Annotated in this window: 17 protein-coding genes; 7 read left to right on the forward strand and 10 right to left on the reverse strand. The window is 70.9% G+C overall.

What is annotated here, in order from left to right:
- Positions 1–3 precede the first annotated feature (3 nt).
- Positions 4–270 (reverse strand): serine aminopeptidase domain-containing protein, encoded by a 267-nt coding sequence (locus OG294_RS16595; protein ID WP_327071574.1) that lies wholly within the window; start codon positions 268–270, stop codon positions 4–6.
- On the opposite strand from OG294_RS16595, the gene OG294_RS16600 reads away from it, so the two are divergent.
- Entirely contained in the window at positions 227–1,006 is a 780-nt protein-coding gene (locus OG294_RS16600) for a TetR/AcrR family transcriptional regulator (protein ID WP_327067280.1), read from the forward strand. The genes OG294_RS16595 and OG294_RS16600 overlap by 44 nt on opposite strands.
- Before the next feature lie 100 nt (positions 1,007–1,106).
- The gene (locus OG294_RS16605) at positions 1,107–1,757 is read left to right on the forward strand and encodes a beta-glucanase (protein WP_327067281.1); all 651 of its coding nucleotides are present in this window, start codon (positions 1,107–1,109) and stop codon (positions 1,755–1,757) included.
- 23 nt (positions 1,758–1,780) lie between these two features.
- Here OG294_RS16605 and OG294_RS16610 read toward each other — a convergent pair whose 3' ends face one another.
- From OG294_RS16610 to OG294_RS16650, 9 genes are all read right to left on the reverse strand, one after another.
- Entirely contained in the window at positions 1,781–2,059 is a 279-nt protein-coding gene (locus tag OG294_RS16610; RefSeq protein ID WP_327067282.1) for a type II toxin-antitoxin system RelE family toxin, read from the reverse strand.
- Between the two features lie 5 nt (positions 2,060–2,064).
- Entirely contained in the window at positions 2,065–2,346 is a 282-nt protein-coding gene (locus OG294_RS16615) for a type II toxin-antitoxin system Phd/YefM family antitoxin (protein ID WP_327067283.1), read from the reverse strand.
- A 115-nt stretch (positions 2,347–2,461) separates the two neighbouring features.
- A complete protein-coding gene (locus tag OG294_RS16620) occupies positions 2,462–3,739 on the reverse strand; it encodes a thymidine phosphorylase (protein ID WP_327067284.1) in 1,278 nt (425 codons plus the stop codon).
- 153 nt (positions 3,740–3,892) lie between these two features.
- On the reverse strand, positions 3,893–4,273 hold the full coding sequence (locus tag OG294_RS16625; RefSeq protein ID WP_327071575.1) for a cytidine deaminase: 381 nt from the start codon (positions 4,271–4,273) through the stop codon (positions 3,893–3,895).
- Positions 4,274–4,329: 56 nt separating this feature from the next.
- Positions 4,330–5,604 (reverse strand): ABC transporter permease, encoded by a 1,275-nt coding sequence (locus OG294_RS16630; RefSeq protein WP_327067285.1) that lies wholly within the window; start codon positions 5,602–5,604, stop codon positions 4,330–4,332.
- Positions 5,601–6,752, reverse strand: coding sequence for an ABC transporter permease (locus OG294_RS16635; protein WP_327067286.1), 1,152 nt, complete (start codon positions 6,750–6,752; stop codon positions 5,601–5,603). Before OG294_RS16635 ends, OG294_RS16630 begins: the two co-directional genes overlap by 4 nt.
- Positions 6,753–6,757: 5 nt before the next feature.
- Positions 6,758–8,407 (reverse strand): ABC transporter ATP-binding protein, encoded by a 1,650-nt coding sequence (locus OG294_RS16640; protein ID WP_442789334.1) that lies wholly within the window; start codon positions 8,405–8,407, stop codon positions 6,758–6,760.
- 285 nt (positions 8,408–8,692) lie between these two features.
- Positions 8,693–9,766, reverse strand: a complete 1,074-nt coding sequence (locus OG294_RS16645) for a BMP family lipoprotein (RefSeq protein WP_327067288.1) — start codon at positions 9,764–9,766, stop codon at positions 8,693–8,695.
- Between the two features lie 248 nt (positions 9,767–10,014).
- Complete coding sequence (locus OG294_RS16650; protein ID WP_327071576.1) at positions 10,015–11,220, reverse strand: amidohydrolase; 1,206 nt, start codon at positions 11,218–11,220, stop codon at positions 10,015–10,017.
- A 572-nt stretch (positions 11,221–11,792) separates the two neighbouring features.
- On the opposite strand from OG294_RS16650, the gene OG294_RS16655 reads away from it, so the two are divergent.
- The 5 genes from OG294_RS16655 (at position 11,793) to OG294_RS16675 (ending at position 16,789) form a co-directional block, all read left to right on the forward strand.
- On the forward strand, positions 11,793–13,922 hold the full coding sequence (locus tag OG294_RS16655; RefSeq protein WP_327067289.1) for a S53 family peptidase: 2,130 nt from the start codon (positions 11,793–11,795) through the stop codon (positions 13,920–13,922).
- Between the two features lie 158 nt (positions 13,923–14,080).
- Positions 14,081–14,842 (forward strand): SDR family oxidoreductase, encoded by a 762-nt coding sequence (locus tag OG294_RS16660; protein ID WP_327067290.1) that lies wholly within the window; start codon positions 14,081–14,083, stop codon positions 14,840–14,842.
- 338 nt (positions 14,843–15,180) lie between these two features.
- Positions 15,181–15,672 carry a 2-oxo-4-hydroxy-4-carboxy-5-ureidoimidazoline decarboxylase gene (locus OG294_RS16665; protein ID WP_327067291.1) on the forward strand — a complete coding sequence of 164 codons (492 nt, stop codon included), beginning with the start codon at positions 15,181–15,183 and terminating at the stop codon, positions 15,670–15,672.
- Between the two features lie 241 nt (positions 15,673–15,913).
- Positions 15,914–16,294: a succinate dehydrogenase, cytochrome b556 subunit gene (gene sdhC / locus OG294_RS16670; protein WP_327067292.1), complete on the forward strand. Its 381-nt coding sequence runs from the start codon at positions 15,914–15,916 to the stop codon at positions 16,292–16,294.
- 6 nt (positions 16,295–16,300) lie between these two features.
- The gene (locus tag OG294_RS16675; protein WP_327067293.1) at positions 16,301–16,789 is read left to right on the forward strand and encodes a succinate dehydrogenase hydrophobic membrane anchor subunit; all 489 of its coding nucleotides are present in this window, start codon (positions 16,301–16,303) and stop codon (positions 16,787–16,789) included.
- The last annotated feature ends 7 nt before the right edge of the window (positions 16,790–16,796 follow it).

Here is a 16,796-nt window from a genome sequence, read left to right on the forward strand (position 1 = left end):
CGGCTACCGGCCGATCAGCTCGCCGGTGACCGCCGGGCGCACCTTGGTGAGCATCAGGTCGAGGAACCGCTCGGGCCGCCGGAAGGACGCGAAGTGGCTCGCGCCCTCGATCAGCGCGAACTCCTTGACCGGCGCGCTGACGTCGTCGAAGAACCGCTTGGCCGGCGCGGGCGGGGTCAGCACGTCGTGCTCGCCCTGGAAGACGAAGAACGGCAGCTGGAACGCCGTGCCCTCGGCCCACTCGTCGATCGTCGCGGCGGTGGGCGCGATCCGCTCGGAGAAGGCGCGCGACCTGCACGCCGGTGTCGCACTGCTGTGGGGCGAGCAGGATCAGCTCACCCGCGGGCCCAAGCCCACCCTCAGTCCGCGCCGCATCGCCGGGGCCGCCGTGGCCCTGGCCGACGCCGAGGGCCTGGACGCCGTGTCGATGACCAGGGTCGGCACCGAACTCGGCGTCTCCGCCATGGCCCTGTACCGGTACGTGCCCGGCAAGGCCGAACTCGTCGAGCTGATGGTCGACGTCGTCCTCGCCGAACGCCCCGACCTCACCACCGTGGAGCAGGCCTGGCGGGCCGGACTCGCCGAGTGGGCCCGCCGCTCACTGGCCGTGTACCAGGCCCACCCCTGGCTGCTCGCGGCCACCGCGATGCGCCGCCAGGCCATGGGTCCGGGTCAACTCAGCTGGCTGGACGCCGCGCTGGGCGCCCTGGAGACCACCGGGCTGACCGCCGCCGAGCGCCACCAGGTCTCCCTGCTCATCGTCGGACTGGTGCGCAACCTCGCCCAGCAGCTGGCCGACTTCGACGAGGAGCACGACCGGGAGTGGGGCCGGCTGACCGGCGAACTGCTCGACCGTCACGCCGACCGGTTCCCCGCCCTGACCGCGGCCATCACCCAGGGCGCGTTCGAGCCGACCGCCCTCGACCCGCTCGACTTCGGCCTGACCCGCATCCTCGACGGCGTCCAGGTGCTCATCGACCGCAGGGCGCAGGGGTCTTCGTCCTGAGCCGGCCGACTTCCGGCGTCGATCACCGCACGCCCCCTCCCAGCAGCGGTTATCGCCCCCGGTCGCGGGCATATCACCGTGTGCACACAGGGAGGCAGTCATGGCCGTGGTCTTCGACGCCGATTTCACCTCGCCCGAGCAGTGGGTGGCGGGTCGCACCAGCGCCTATCCGAACATGGGGCCGACCAACCAGGGCGACCACAAGCTCGACCGGCTGGTCCCCGCCTACTGCCCGGGCGGAGTCTTCACCGCGACCCGCGGCTTCTTCAGCCGCCTGTGGAACTGCAACCTGCTGACCACCGAGGGCAGTCCGGGCGGCTTCCAGCTCCGGAGCGGCGATCTGCTGACCGCCCGGGTCGTGCTGCCCACCGGCACCGGCGCCTGGCCCGCCATCTGGACCTGGCGCGACGGCGACAACGAGGTCGACGTCTTCGAGTACCACCCCGACCACCCCGACCTGCTGGAGTTCAGCAACCACCTGGCGGGCACCAATTCGTACTGGCACGGCAGTTCGGACGGCGTCGCCCCCGGCGCCACCGTGCAGGTCTCGACCCGGTTCGGCGCCGACTCGGTCGACTGGTACGTCGGCGACACCCTCTGCTTCGCGGACGGCGCGGGCGTCGGCACCGACTGGTCCGCCTACCTGATCGTCAACCTCTCCGTCTCCGACGGCACCTACCACCCGGCCCCGTCCTTCTGGGGCCCCCGCCGCCTGAGCTGGACGTGCCAGAGCCTCCAGGTGGAACGCTGACGTCCGGACCAGGGGGCAGCCTGCTACCGGCCGCGGTACACCTCGCGGCGGTTGCCCGCGGCCAGCACCCAGATGATCAGCTCGCCCGCCTCAACGGTGTAGACGATGCGGTAGTCACCGACCCTGAGCCGCCACCGGGCGCTGTGACCCTGAAGTGCCTTGATGTCGAACGCATCGGTCTCTCCGCGGTCCAGCGCCTTCTGAAGGTCCGTGAGGCGATGCAGGATCCGCACAGCGTCGGAGCGCGGGATCCTGAGCATGTCCCGCTGGGCGTGCGGGGTGAACTTCGTGACGTACCCCATGCGGATCAGGCGTGGTGGGCGCGGAGCAGAGCAGCCATCTCCTCGAGCGAGACGGACCCCTCCCTGCCCTCGACTTCGGCTTCGTCGGCCAACCGCCCGAGCCAGGCGTCCTCCGCCCGCTCGGCGAGCTCGCGCAGCCGCTGGTACTCCCTTATGTCGAGCACCACGGCTTCCTGCTTGCCGCGCCGGGTGATGATCGTCGGGGTGTCCTCGCGACTGGCGCGGTCGATGACGTCCGCGAGATGACTGCGCACCTCGGCCATCGACTCGACCACGGGCTCACTCATGTCTTCAATGTAGCAGATGTACATCTGGGACAGCATGGCCGAACGACGACGGGCGGTGCGCCCCCCGCGCACCGCCCGTCGACCTGTGCGCCCGTCACGGGCGCCGTCCGCCGGCTCAGCCGATGCGGTCCAGCACCAGCGGCGTGCGGGTGTACTCGGTGCCGTGCGGGGCGACGTCGATGCCGCCGGTCAGGGCCTCGATCGCGTAGTCGAAGCGCTCGGGGGTGTCCGTGTGCAGGGTCAGCAGCGGCTGGCCGGCGGTGACCGTGTCGCCCGGCTTGGCGTGCATCTCGACGCCCGCGCCGGCCTGCACCGGGTCCTCCTTGCGCGCGCGGCCGGCGCCCAGGCGCCAGGCGCAGACGCCCACCGCGTAGGCGTCCAGCGCGGTCAGCACGCCGCTGGCCGGCGCCGGGATCACGTGCTGCTCGCGGGCGACCGGGAGCGGGGCGTCCACGTCGCCGCCCTGGGCGCTGATCAGGCGGCGCCAGTGGTCCATGGCCGAGCCGTCCTTGAGCGCGTCGGCCGGGTCCTTGCCCTGCACACCGGCCGCGGCGAGCATCTCGCGGGCCAGGGCGATGGTCAGCTCCACGACGTCGGCCGGGCCGCCGCCGGCCAGCACCTCGACCGACTCGCGCACCTCCAGAGCGTTGCCCGCGGTCAGGCCGAGCGGGGTGGACATGTCGGTGAGCAGCGCGACGGTGTTGACGCCCGCGCCGCGGCCCAGGCCCACCATGGTGCGGGCCAGCTCCTGGGCGTCGGCCAGGTTCTTCATGAAGGCGCCGGAGCCGACCTTGACGTCGAGCACCAGGGCGCCGGTGCCCTCGGCGATCTTCTTGGACATGATCGAGGAGGCGATCAGCGGGATCGCCTCGACGGTGCCGGTCACGTCGCGCAGCGCGTAGAGCTTCTTGTCGGCGGGGGCCAGGCCGTCGCCGGCCGCGCAGATGACCGCGCCCGAGTGGCGCAGCACGTCCATCATCTCGTCGTTGGAGAGCAGCGCCCGCCAGCCGGGGATGGACTCCAGCTTGTCCAGGGTGCCGCCGGTGTGGCCCAGGCCCCGGCCCGACAGCTGCGGCACGGCGGCGCCGCAGGCGGCGACCAGCGGGGCCAGCGGGAGGGTGATCTTGTCGCCGACACCACCGGTGGAGTGCTTGTCGGCGGTGGGCATGCCGAGGCCGGCGAAGTCCATCCGGACGCCGGAGCGGATCATCGCGTCGGTCCAGCGGCCGATCTCCCGCAGGTTCATCCCGTTCAGCAGGATGGCCATCGCCAGCGCGGACATCTGCTCGTCGGCCACCACACCACGGGTGTAGGCGTCGATCACCCAGTCGATCTGATCATCGGTCAGCTCGCGGCGGTCGCGCTTGGCGGTGATGACGGAGATGACGTCCATGAGCGTGCTCCAGGAGGGGGGAAACCTGCGAGAGGAAGGCAGCGGAAGACAGAAAAAGAAGATGGGGGCGGCTGCTGCTCTGCCGCCCCCACCTGCCACTCTACGCGCGTCACACCATGCGCGGCTACTACCAATTCCCGCCCGGCGAAGGGGTTACAGCCGCTCGGGCCCGAACGCGTCCGGCAGCACCTCGGTCATCGGCTTGATCCCCGAGGGCAGGTCCACCAGGAGCTCGGCACCGCCGTGCTCCCAGAGCAGCTGGCGGCAGCGCCCGCACGGCATCAGCGCCTGCCCGGCGCCGTCCACGCAGGAGAACGCGACCAGTCGGCCACCGCCGCCGGCGACCAGCGCCGAGACCAGGCCGCACTCGGCGCACAGGCCCAGGCCGTACGAGGCGTTCTCCACGTTGCAGCCGGTCACCACCCGCCCGTCGTCGACGAGCGCGGCCGCACCGACCGGGTACTTGCTGTACGGGGCGTACGCTCGGGACATCGCGTCCCGGGCCGCCGCGCGCAGCGCCTGCCAGTCGATCACCGGGCCGTCGGCCGAACCGTCGGCCGGGCCGGAAGCGGAAGACGCCTGCGCACTCGTCACTTGCCCTGCCCCTTGCGGTAGATCTGACCGTCGGCCTTCGGCGGACGCAGACGCTGAGCGGACAGCGCCAGCACCACCAGGGTAATCACGTACGGCGTGGCCACGATCAGCGGACGCGGCACCGCGTCGGTGGTGCCGAACCACACGCCCATGGCGACAGCCGCCACCAGCGAGCCCACCGCGGGGACGAACCTGCGCCGGTAGCCCTGCCAGAGCGCCAGCAGCGCCAGCACCAGGGCGATCACCAGGATCAGCACGTGCACCGAGTCGGGGTCGCGCAGCTGGAGGCTGTCGGTGAAGCCGAACAGGCCCGCACCGGTGGCCAGGCCGCCCGGCAGCCAGTTGCCGAAGATCATCGCGGCGAGACCGATGTAGCCGCGGCCGCCGGTCTGGCCGTCGCGGTAGATGCTCGCCGCGACCATCGACAGGTAGGCGCCGCCCAGGCCCGCGAAGCCGCCGGAGGCGATCACCGCGATGTACTTGTACTTGTAGACGTTCACGCCCAGCGACTCGGCCGCGGTCGGGTTCTCGCCGCAGGAGCGCAGGCGCAGGCCGAAGGTGGTCCGCCAGAGCACGAAGTAGCTGCCCACCAGCAGGGCCGCCGCCACCAGGGTGACCACCGAGAGGTTGGTGACCAGACCGCCCAGCACGCCGGCGACGTCGGAGACGAAGAACCAGTGGTGGCCCTCGATCGTGCTCAGCCAGGGCGAGAGCCCGGGGACCGTGATGGTCGGCAGCGCGGGGGTGGGCGGCGACATGCTGGCACCGGCACCCGCGGCGCGGTAGTCCTCGTAGTAGATCCGGTTGACGTACAGGCAGATGCCCGGGATCAGCAGGTTGATACCGACACCGGAGACGATGTGGTCCACCCCGAAGCCGACCGTGATCACCGCGTGCAGCAGACCGCCCAGGGCGCCGGCCGCGATCGCGGCCAGCAGGCCGACCCACGGGTTGACCAGGTAGCCGACCCAGGCGCCGGCGAAGGTGCCGGCCACCAGCATGCCTTCGAGGCCGATGTTGACCACGCCGGCCCGCTCGGCCCACAGACCGCCCAGACCGGCCATGCCGATCGGCACCGCCGCACCGAGCGCGCCGGTGACCTGGCCGGAGGAGGTCAGCGAGTGGTTGCCGGTGGCGGCGCCGACGGCGGCCAGCAGCAGCAGCGCGCCGGCTATCAGCAGCAGGATGACCGGCAGCGAGAGCTTCTTGCCACCGCTCGTGCCCGGCGCCTTGACGGCGGGCTTGGGACGGGATGCGGTCGCGGTGCTCATGCCGCCACCTCCTTCTTGACGGACACGGCGGCGGCGGCGAGCTGGGCGCCGACCCGCTGCTGCTGACGCTTGAGACCGAACCGGCGGACCAGCTCGTAGGCGACCACCACGCAGATGACGATGGTGCCTTCCATGACGTTGATGATCTCCGGCGGGAAGTTCGACACCGACAGGGTGGGCGCGCTCGCGTCCAGGAAGGCCCAGAGCAGCGCCGCGAAGCCGATCCCGAGCGGGCTGTTGCGGCCCAGCAGCGCGATCGCGATACCGGTGAAGCCGATGCCCGCCTGGAAGTTCTGGCCGAAGTAGTGCGAGTTGGTCAGCAGGTCGGGCATGCCGATCAGACCGGCCAGCGCACCCGAGACGCACATGCTGGTCAGCACCATGCGCTTGACGTTGACACCGCTGGCGGCCGCGGCCGACTCGGAGCGGCCGGTGGCCCGCAGGTCGAAGCCGAACCGGGTCCGGGTGAGCACCAGCTGGAACACCACGCCGACCAGGGCCGCGACGATGATGAAGCCGTAGAGCGAGCCGCCCTGGGTGTTGATGGTGAAGAAGTTGCTGGAGGCCACCATCTGCTTGGTCTGCACCGTGTTGCTGGTGCCGCCGCCGTTGCCCGGCACGAAGATGCCGGGGACCAGCAGCATGCCGATGATCGCGGTGGTGATCGCGTTCAGCATGATGGTCGCGATGACCTCGTTGACCCCGCGGGTGACCTTGAGGACACCCGCGACGCCCGCCCAGGCACCGCCGACCAGCATCGCGACGATCAGCAGCAGCGGGATCTCGATGAACGAAGGCAGGTTCACCGTGCCGCCGACGTAGGCGACGAAGAGCGCCGACAGCTGGTACTGGCCGTCCGCACCGATGTTGAACAGGTTCATCCGGAAGCCGAAGGCCACCGCGCAACCGGCGAGGTAGTAGGTGGTCGCCTTGTTCAGGATCGCCACCTGCCCGTCGGAGGCGACGGCGAACTTGCCCATGATGTTGAAGGCCTGGGTCGGGTCGTAGCCCGCGACGGCCAGCAGCGCCGAGCAGAGCAGCACGGCGATGACGATGGCCAGCAGCGGGGCCGCGATGGCCAGTGCCAGCCGCTCGCGGTCGATCCGCTGCAGGAAACCCCGCTGGGCGGGTTGAGTGGTCGTGCTCATGTGGGTCACTCCCCCGCCTGCGCGTCGGCGGCAGCGGTCTCGGTGGTGGCGGTGTCGTCGGCCGGGGCGGCCTGCGCGGGGACCTCGGCCACGGCCGGCGCGGCCTCGTCGGTGTCGTCGGTGTCGTCGGCCGGCGCGGCGTCGTCCGTCGAGGCGGCGGGGGCGGCCGGGGCGGCGTCGGACTCCAGGTGGCCCTTGCCGGCGCCGGTCATCGCGGTGCCCAGGTCCTCGGCGGTGACGGTGGCCGGGTCCGCGTCGGCGACCAGGCGGCCACGGTAGATGACCCGGATGGAGTCGGAGAGCCCGATCAGCTCGTCCAGGTCCGCGGAGATCAGCAGGACGGCCAGGCCCTCCCGCTGGGCGCCGCGGATGTGGTCCCAGATCTGCGCCTGCGCGCCGACGTCCACACCGCGGGTCGGGTGCGCGGCGATCAGCAGCTTCGGCTGGTGGCTCATCTCGCGGCCGACGATCAGCTTCTGCTGGTTGCCGCCGGAGAGCGAGGCCGCGGTGACGTCGATGCCGGGGGTGCGGACGTCGTACTGCTCGACGATGCGCAGCGTGTCCTGGCGGGCGGCGGCCGGGTCGAGCCGGAAGCCCTTGGAATTCGGCGTCTCGGTGACGTGGCCGAGGATCCGGTTCTCCCAGAGCGGCGCCTCCAGCAGCAGGCCGTGGCGGTGCCGGTCCTCGGGGACGTAGCCGATCCCGGCCTCGCGGCGCACGCGGGTCTGCTGCGTGGTGAGGTCGGCGCCGTCCAACATGACGGTGCCGGCGTCCAGCGACAGCATGCCCATGATGGCCTCGACCAGCTCGGCCTGGCCGTTGCCCTCGACACCGGCGATGCCGAGGATCTCGCCCTTGTGGATGGTGAGCGAGATGTCGTCCAGCACGACGCGCTCGATGCCCTCGGCGTCGGCCTTGGCGATCCGCAGGTTCTCGACCTTGAGCATCTCCACGTCGGTGACAGTGGACTCGCGGCTCTCCGGGGAGGGCAGCTCGCTGCCGACCATCAGCTCGGCGAGCTGGCGGGCGGTGACCTGCTTGGGGTCGGCGTCGCCGACCGTGGTGCCGCGGCGGATCACGCTGATCGCGTCGGCCACCGAGAGCACCTCGTGCAGCTTGTGCGAGATGAAGATGACGGTGACGCCCTCGGCCTTGAGCTCGCGCAGGTTGTCGAAGAGCGCGTCGACCTCCTGCGGCACCAGCACGGCGGTGGGCTCGTCCAGGATCAGGATCCGGGCGCCGCGGTAGAGCACCTTGAGGATCTCCACGCGCTGGCGGTCCGCCACGCCCAGGTCCTCGACCAGCGCGTCGGGGCGCACGTTGAGGCCGTACTGGTCGGAGATCTCCTTGATCCGCGCCTTGGCCTTGCCGCCGATCCCGTACAGCTTCTCGCCGCCGAGGACGACGTTCTCCAGCACGGTGAGGTTGTCGGCCAGCATGAAGTGCTGGTGCACCATGCCGATGCCACGGGCGATGGCGTCACCCGGGGTGGCGAACTCGCAGGTCTCCCCGTTGATCGCGATGGTGCCCTCGTCCGGCCGCTGCATGCCGTAGAGGATCTTCATCAGCGTCGACTTGCCGGCGCCGTTCTCACCCATCAGGGCGTGCACGGTGCCGGAGCGCACGGTGAGGTTGATGTCGTGGTTGGCCACCACGCCGGGGAAGCGCTTGGTGATACCGCGCAGTTCGACGGCCACGGTCGCCGATCCCTTGGTGGGCTTGCCTCCCTTGCTGAGGGAGGGAGTGGAAGCGGTGATGGCGATCTCCTGGTGATGAGCAGGCGCTTCGTCGCGCTGGGGAGGGAGGCCGAACTGCTTGGCGGCTGGGCGGGGGTGCAAGAGGGGCCCGGCGGAGTGCGCTCGCGCGCGACCCACCGGGCCCCTCCCTCGTGCTGCTTCGGTACCGCTGCGGTACCGGGTACTACGGACCTACGGCGTCGGTCAGCTGCCGGACGGCGCGGTCGGAACGGTGATCGAGCCCGAGGTGATCTGCTGGGTGGCGGCGTCCAGCTTGGCCTTCAGGTCGTCGATGTGGCCGCCGGTGGTGGCCAGGCCGACACCGCCCGCCTTGAGGTCGAAGCGCTGCACGCCGGTCAGCGGCGCGCCGTCCTTGACGCTCTTGATGTAGTTGTAGACCGCGGTGTCGACGTTCTTCAGCGCCGAGGTCAGGATCGAGTCCTTGTACGGGGCGAGCGCGGTCTGCTTGGCCTGGTCGGTGTCGACACCGATCGACCAGACCTGCTTGCCCGGCTTGTTGGCCGCGGAGACGGCCTGGATCGAACCGGTGCCGGAGCCACCGGCGGCGGCGTAGATGACGTCCGCGCCCTGGTCGATCTGGCCCTGCGCAGCCGACTTGCCCTTGGCCGGGTCGGTGAAGCCGGTGAAGTCCGGCGGCGTGGTCAGGTAGGTGACGTCGACCTTGATGCTGGGGTCGACCGAGGCGACACCCGCCCGGTAGCCGGCCTCGAACTTCTTGATCAGCTCGGACTGCACGCCGCCGATGAAGCCGACCTGCTTGGTCTTGGTCTTGCTGGCCGCGGCTATGCCGGCCAGGTACGAGCTCTGCTGCTCGGTGAACTCCAGCGAGGTCACGTTGCTCGGCTGGGTGGAGGAGTCGGAGTCGATGATCGCGAACTTGACGTTCGGGTTCTCCTTGGCGACCTTCTCGACGGTCGCCTGGTACACGAAGCCGACCGCGATGATCGGGTTGTAGCCGGCGTGGACCAGCGTCTCGAGGCGGGTCTCCTTGTCGGAGTCGGCCTCACCGGGCTTGGCCTCGGCCTCGTTGGTCTGCAGACCGAACTCGGCCTTGGCCTTGTCCAGGCCCGCGGCGGCGAGGTCGTTGAAGCCCTGGTCGCCACGGCCGCCGACGTCGTAGGCCATACCGACCTTGATGCCGGAGCCGCCGGCGGAGGCGGTGGTGGAGCTGTTGCTCTTTGCGCCGCAAGCGGCGAGCGAGGCGATGCCCAGGGAACCCGAGAGCACAACCGCGGCGAGCTTTACTGAACGGCGCAAGGGAGTTTCTCCTTCTCACACACCCGTTTGGCGTGGTCGGACGTCACCGTAACGCGCGTAGAACACGGTTGGGTTACGGGTTGCCCGGCCCCTCGGGTTGTTATCAAACCGTGGCACGGATGCCCATGAGGTGAACGTTGCACCCCGGTGAGCAGGCCCAGTCTCGCATGGCCCTACTCACGATCCGCGCCCCAGTTCGACTCCCTGTCACTACCCCCTGCTACTGTCCGGTAGCCCTGTCGTCCGCCTCAGACCCGGCCGTGTTCCAGCGCGAGCGAGCCGAAGAGTTCGACGCCGATCGCGATCGCCCGCTCGTCCACGTCGAACCGGCCCTGGTGCAGGTCGCGCACCCCGGTCTCGTGCGGCGCCCGCACGCCGAGCCGGGCCAGCGCCCCCGGCGCGTGCTCCAGGTACCAGGAGAAGTCCTCGCCCCCCAGGGACTGCTCGGTGCCCTCCACCACCTCTTCACCGGCGGCACCGAACTGACGCGTCATCGCCATCTCCAACTGGGCGATGGACTCTGCCTCGTTCACCACCGGCGGGACGCCGCGCTTGTAGTCCAGGCTCCACTTGGCCCGGTAGGTGTCGGCCATCGAGTCGACCAGCTCGTGCAGCGCGTCCGGCGCCTCCCGCCAGCCGGCCAACTCCAAGCAGCGGACGGTGCCTTCGAGTTCGGCGTGCTGCGGGATCACGTTCGGCGCCGAGCCGGCCTCGATCCGGCCCCAGACCAGGCTGACGCCCCAGCGCGGGTCCATCCGGCGGGCGAGCGCGGCGGGCAGGTCGGCGGCGAACCGGCCGGCCGCGGTGACCAGGTCGGTCGTCAGGTGCGGGCGGGCGGTGTGCCCGCCGGGGCCGTCCAGGTTGAGCACCAGGGCGTCGCAGGCCGAGGTGATCGCACCGACCCGCAGGCCGATCCGACCCACCGTCACCCTGGGGTCGCAGTGCACCGCGAAGATCCGCCCGACCCCCTCCATGCCGCCGGCCTCGATCACCTCCAGCGCACCGCCGGGCATCATCTCCTCGGCGGGCTGGAAGACCAGCCGCACCGGCTGCCGCAGCCGCCCCTCGCGCAGCGCGTCGGCCAGCACCAGCGCGGTGCCGAGCACCACCGTGGTGTGCACGTCGTGGCCGCAGGCGTGGCAGCAGCCGGGCACCGTGGAGCGGTACGGCACGTCGGTCTTGGCGTCGTCGATGGGCAGCGCGTCGATGTCGGCCCGGAACGCGAGCAGCGGCGTGCCGCTCCTGGTACCCGCGGGGACGAGGTCGACGAGCAGACCGGTGCCGCCGGGCAGCACCCGGGGCGTCAGCCCCGCGGCCTCCATCCGCTCGCGCAGCAGCCTGGTGGTGCGCAGCTCCTGACGACCCAGCTCGGGGTGACGGTGCAGGTCACGGCGGAAGGCGATGAGCTCGGCCTCGTAGGCCCGGACCCGGGCGCGCAGCGCCGCCTCGGTCACGGCGGACGCCCGGTCCGCGGCCGACGGGGCCGGGCGGGAGGCGGACGCGATGGGCTGCTGGCTTGCCTGCGGGTCGGTCTGAGGACGGTTCACCCCAACAAGAATATGGGGGCGGCTGAGGTTTGGCTTGACTTCGGCCGAATAACTCCCCGGATTGGCGCATACACGGCCAGCGGTTGGGTATGACATCTCGTTTCAGCCGCCTTCCCCGGTGACACCACCCGGGGCGAAATGGGCGGTGTGTCCCAGTCAACGACCGACACTCCCCGCGGGTAACGATCCGTCATCCGGCTGTCCCCCGGATGGCCCGCGCGTATCAGGATCCGGTCATTCAGGTCATGTACTGGTAAAGAATTCAGACGAAGTCTTGAGCTTCGGCCACATGAGCGAATAGACAACGACCGCACAGTCAGAAACCTCTCCCACGCCCCCGACCCTCCCTCAGGAGACGGGCCCGGCGGGGGGATCCGTCACGCCCGCGTCCGGTCGGCGCCCACGAAGCGCGGTCGAGCACGCAGTCACCGTTCCCGCCCCCGCGGGACGGGGCCCTTCCATGAGAGTGGGGAACCCACGTGCCAGCAGCACGCAGCCGGATCTCGCGGATAGCGGTGGCGGCTCCGGCCGCCGCCGCCCTGGTCCTGGGGACGCTCGCGTTCGCCAGCCCGGCCCTCGCCGACACCACCGCCGGCGACCCCAGCGCCGCCAAGGAGCTCGCCGGCTCCCACCCCGACTGGGCCACCCCGCAGGCCGACGCCGGTGCGGTGCCCGCAGGCACCCCGGCGACCGCCCGGGTCTACCTGGCCAGCCAGGACCCGCAGGGCCTGGCCGCGTACGCGCAGGCCGTCTCGGACCAGAACTCGCCCGACTACGGCAAGTTCCTCTCCACCGACGAGGCCAAGGCCCGCTTCGGCACCAGCGCCGCGCAGGTCAAGGCGGTCACCCAGTGGCTGACCAGCGCCGGTCTGACGATCAGTGCGACCAACGCGCACTACCTGCAGGTCAGCGGCACCACCGACGAGCTGACCCGGGCGCTGGGCGCGCAGTTCCGCAACTACCGCACCGCCGACGGCACCCACAAGGCGCCGGCCACCGACGCGGTGGTCCCGGCCGCGGTCGCCGCCGACGTGGACGGCGTCGAGGGCCTGGCCGACACGGTGCAGAAGGCGTCCTCGAACGCCGTCTCGCAGGCCACCGCCGACGCCGAGGCGCAGGCACAGGCCGCGGGCACCAACCAGCCCGACGCCGACCCGGCCAAGACGCCGAAGACCCTGCCGACCACGGCGACCTGCACGGACGGCAAGTACGGCTCCAAGACCGCGACCGGTGCCCCGGCCGGCTACGAGAAGAACGAGCCCTTCGCCCCCTGCAGCTACGTTCCCAGCCAGCTGCGCAAGGCCTACGGCGTCACCGACGCCAAGGTGACCGGCAAGGGCGCCACCGTCGCCATCGTCGACGCCTACGGGCTCGGCACGATGCAGGCGGACGCCGACAAGTTCTCCGCCGCGCACGGCGACCAGCCCTTCGCCCCCGGCCAGTACAAGGAGGTGCTCACCCCGGACCAGTGGACGCACCAGGCCGACTGCGGCGACTGGTCGGGCGAGGAGGCGCTGGACGTCGAGATGGTGCACGGCATGGCGCCGGACGCCAACGTGGTCTACGTGGGCGCCAACTCCTGCGAGGACCCGGACCTCAACGCCGCGCTGAGCAACATCGTCGACAACCACCTCGCCGACATCGTCTCGAACTCCTACGGCGAGATCATGCACGGCAAGAGCGGCGACCTCGACCCGGCCGTGATCGCGGCCGACAACCAGGTCTTCCAGCTCGGCGCCACCGAGGGCATCACCTTCATGGCCTCGGCCGGCGACTGCGGCGACAACTCCCCGGGTGCGGCGGCCACCGGCGTCAACTGCCAGGCCGACACCAACCAGGCCCAGACCCAGTGGCCGTCCTCCTCGCCGTGGATCACCGCGGTCGGCGGCACCGCCCTGGAGCTGAAGGACAAGTCGGGCGCCTACGGCCACGAGGTCAACATGGGCGACCAGCGCTCGGTCCTCTCGGCCGACGGCAAGTCCTGGACCCCGGCCCCCGGCCAGGCCCCCTTCTACTTCGGTGGTGGCGGCGGCGTCGTCAAGGGCGAGGCGCAGCCGTGGTACCAGAAGGGCGTGGTGCCGGACTCCATCTCCACCGTGGCGGCGGACGGCACCAAGTCGGCCACCCCGCAGCGCGCCACCCCGGACGTCGCGATGAGCGGTGACCTGGTGGCCGCCACCCTGGTCGGCTTCACCCCGGCCGGCGGCGCCTACAGCGAGGGCGGCTACGGCGGCACCTCGGTCTCCTCGCCGGAGTTCGCGGGCATCATGGCCGACGCCATCCAGGCCCGCGGCGGCCGTCCGATCGGCTTCGCCAACCCCGACCTGTACGACCGCTACAACACCCGGGCCTTCCACGACGTCAACGACAGCGCGGTGCACACCAAGCGCGGCAACGTGGTGGACCTGGGCATGGTGGGCGGCGCGCTGAAGGTCCGCCTGTACAAGATCGGCGCGGACTACGGCCTGTCGGCCACCAAGGGCTACGACACCGCGACCGGCCTCGGCTCGCCGGCCAAGGGCTTCTTCAAGTCCTTCACCATCAAGCACGGCAACGCCGGCGGCTCCGCCGACGCCGACGACCAGGGCGACGACAACGCCCAGGGCTGACCGCGCCGACAGCTGAGAGCTGAGAGCAGAGAGCAGAGAGCAGAGCAACAACCGTGGGGCCCGCAGTCACCGACTGCGGGCCCCACGTCATGGGCCCGCCCGGGCGGCGGTGCGATGATGACCCGGCAGGCTAGGGCGCGAACAGAGGAGCGAGTCGGATGGGTACCGGTCAGCGCAAGGTCGCGGTGGTCACGGGAGCCAGCAGCGGGATCGGCGCGGCGACCGCGCGCAGGCTGGCGGCCGAGGGGTTCGAGGTGGTGCTGACCGCGCGTCGCACCGAGCGGATCGAGGAGCTCGCCAAGGAGATCGAGGGCCAGGGCGGCGCCGCCCGCGCGATCACCCTGGACGTCACCGACCGGGCCGCGGTGGACGCCTTCGCGGCGGCACTGGGGCAGATCGACGTCCTGGTGAACAACGCCGGCGGGGCGTTCGGCGCCGAGTCCGTCGAGCAGGGCGACCCGGCCGACTGGCTCGCGATGTACCAGGTGAACGTGCTCGGCGTGCTGCACATGACCCAGGCCCTGCTGCCCGGCCTGCGCGCCAGCGGCGACGGCACGGTGCTGATCCTCTCCTCCACCGCGGCACTGGCCGCCTACGAGGGCGGCGGCGGCTACGTGGCCGCCAAGCACGCCGCGCACACCATCGCCGCCACGCTGCGCCTGGAGCTGGTCGGCGAGCCGATCCGGGTGATCGAGATCGCCCCGGGCATGGTCAAGTCGGAGGGCTTCGCGGTGACCCGCTTCCGCGGCGACGAGGCCAAGGCGGCCTCCGTCTACCAGGGCGTCTCCCACCCGCTCACCTCCGAGGACATCGCCGACACGGTGGCCTGGGCGGTCACCCGGCCCTCCCACGTCAACATCGACCTGCTGGTGGTGCGCCCGCGCGCCCAGGCCTCGAACTACAAGGTGCACCGCGACTGACCGGCCCCGGCGGGCCGCCGGGAAGGGAGTCGGGAGCCCAGGGGTCACAACTTGATAGCTCGTCAGGGTGAATTCCGCGCGCACCCTCCCCAACTGATGAGCGCTCAACTACCGTGGTGCCGCTGCCCGGGAGGACCCCGGCACCGCCCGGGTGACCCCACCCGCGCCGCGCCGTGATCCATGCTGGTTACGTCCGACCCCATGAGCCGTTCGACGCGGCGCGCTGTCCGCTGCTTTCCCGCGGGGCCCGCCCGTCGCCCTTCCCGCCTCCCGAGGAGGACCCGCTGGCCAGCGACATCCCGGCCGACATCCCCGCACCACGGCCAACCACCCCGCCCGTGCCGGCGGTCGGACTGCACCGCTTCAACGAGGCCGATCCGGGCGCCGCGGAGGAGGCACTGCTGGCCTGCTGCGGCAGCCACCGCTGGGCGCTGCGGCTGACCGCCCACCGCCCCTACCCCGATCTGGACTCGCTGCTGGCGGCGGCCAGCGAGGCCTCCTACGACCTGCGGCCCAGCGACCTGGCCGAGGCACTGGCCGACGAGAGCTGGATGCCCCAGCCGCTGCTGGGCATGCGGGCGCCGGGCAGCCAGGCGGCGCACACCGCGCTGCGGGCCGCGCACGCCGCCTACGAGTCCCGGTTCGGCCACGTCTTCGTGGTCTGCCTGGACGGCGTCGAGCCGGAGGAGATGCTGGACACCGTGCTCAGTTCGATCCGCACCCGGCTCACCAATGAACCGGACGAGGAACGACTGGTGGCCTCCGAGGAGCTGCGCCGGATCGCGCTGCACCGCCTGGAGCACCTGGTCGCGAGCCCCAGCGCCGGCTGACGGACCCCCGGAGGTGACGCGACCTCGACGAAGAGTCACCTTTTCGGGCCAAAATGATCACTCATGGTCACAGTTCCCGGTCCCATTAGGCCGCTCGTGCCTGATTGATCACACTCAAACCCCCCGGAGGCGGTTGCCGACGCGGCGTCGATAGGATGACCGCGGCCGGTGGACCGTATCCGGCCGGGCTGACCGACACCGAAGCCGGCCGAGCCCTTCAACCGCTTCCGGAGGGTTTCCCGTGCCGGCTGGAACGCTGTACCGCGGCCGCGAAGGCATGTGGTCCTGGGTGGCTCATCGAGTCACTGGCGTCCTCATCTTCTTCTTCCTTCTCGTCCACGTCCTTGACACCGCACTGGTGCGAGTCTCGCCACAGGCGTACGACTCGGTCATCCAGACGTACAAGACTCCGCTGGTGAACCTGATGGAGTACGGCCTCACCGCCGCCATCCTGTTCCACGCCCTGAACGGCCTGCGGGTCATCGCGGTGGACTTCTGGTCGAAGGGCCCGAAGTACCAGAAGCAGATGCTCTGGAGCGTCGTCGGCCTCTGGGTCGTGCTGATGGCCGGCTCCTTCTACCCGATTCTCCAGCACACGCTGTCCAACTGGTTCGGGAAGTGATGCGCCATGTCGACTGACGCCACCGACCTCGTGGTCCCCTCCGCGCAGGCTCACACCGGCAAGGGTCTCGGCACCGGCAATCCGGCCGACGCCTTCGTGGTCGAGCCGCCGCGCACCCGCACCAAGAAGACCCCGCGGCGCACCCGGACCAACTTCGAGATGCTCGCCTGGCTCTTCATGCGCCTGTCGGGCGTCGTGCTGGTCGTGCTGATCCTGGGTCACCTGCTGATCATGCTGTTCCTGGACCACGGCGTGTCGAAGATCAACTTCGCCTTCGTGGCCGGCCGCTGGGCCTCGCCGTTCTGGCAGGGCTGGGACCTGCTGATGCTCTGGCTCGCCATGCTGCACGGCGCCAACGGCATGCGCACGGTGATCAACGACTACGCCGAGAAGGACTCCACTCGGCTCTGGCTGAAGGGCCTGATGGGCGCTGCCACGGTGTTCACCGTGCTGCTCGGCACCCTGGTCATCTTCACCTTCGACCCGAACATCTAATCGGCCA

The organism is Kitasatospora sp. NBC_01302, from assembly GCF_035976515.1.
In the GTDB taxonomy this organism is placed as follows: domain Bacteria; phylum Actinomycetota; class Actinomycetes; order Streptomycetales; family Streptomycetaceae; genus Kitasatospora.